Below are 595 nucleotides of genomic sequence, written 5' to 3'. Positions count from 1 at the left end.
TGCGCCGCGGGGACCGCGTGGCGATCGTCCTGCCGAACTGCCCGCAGCACATCGTGGCGTTCTACGCCGTGCTGCGCCTGGGCGCCGTCGTCGTCGAGCACAACCCGCTCTACACCGAGTCCGAGCTGCGCCACCAGTTCGAGGACCACGGCGCGCGCGTGGCGATCGTGTGGGACCGGGCGGCCGAGCGGGTCCGCTCGCTGCCCGCCGGGCTGCGGGTCGACGCGGTCGTGGCCGTGGACATCACGGCGGCCATGCCGCGGGCCCAGCAGCTGGCCCTGCGCCTGCCGCTGCCCACGGTCCGGGCCTCCCGCGCCCAGCTCACCGGTCCGGCGCCCGGCACGATCCCGTGGCGGCAGCTGCTGACCGCGGACCCGATCGCGGTGGAGCACCCGCGGCCCACCGCCCACGACCTCGCCCTGCTGCAGTACACCTCCGGCACCACGGGCCTGCCCAAGGGCGCGATGCTCACCCACCGCAACCTCGAGTCCAACGCCCTCATGGGCCAGCACTGGCTCGGCTCCACCGAGCACGAGGTGGTGCACGGCGTGCTGCCCCTCTTCCACGCCTTCGGCCTGACCCTGGGGGTGACCTT

Annotated in this window: 1 protein-coding gene; it reads left to right on the top strand. The window is 74.6% G+C overall.

Translation table 11 applies throughout. From position 1 onward, the window contains the following. Window positions 1-595, top strand: a 595-nt coding sequence (locus tag RCG67_RS17080; protein ID WP_368827994.1) for an AMP-binding protein, incomplete at both ends; no start/stop codon positions are given.

It is taken from the genome of Kocuria cellulosilytica, from assembly GCF_040981245.1.
GTDB classification, from domain to species: Bacteria; Actinomycetota; Actinomycetes; order Actinomycetales; family Micrococcaceae; genus Kocuria; species Kocuria cellulosilytica.
Note: the sequence above shows the minus strand (reverse complement) of the source record. Positions and strands in the feature narration are given on the sequence as shown.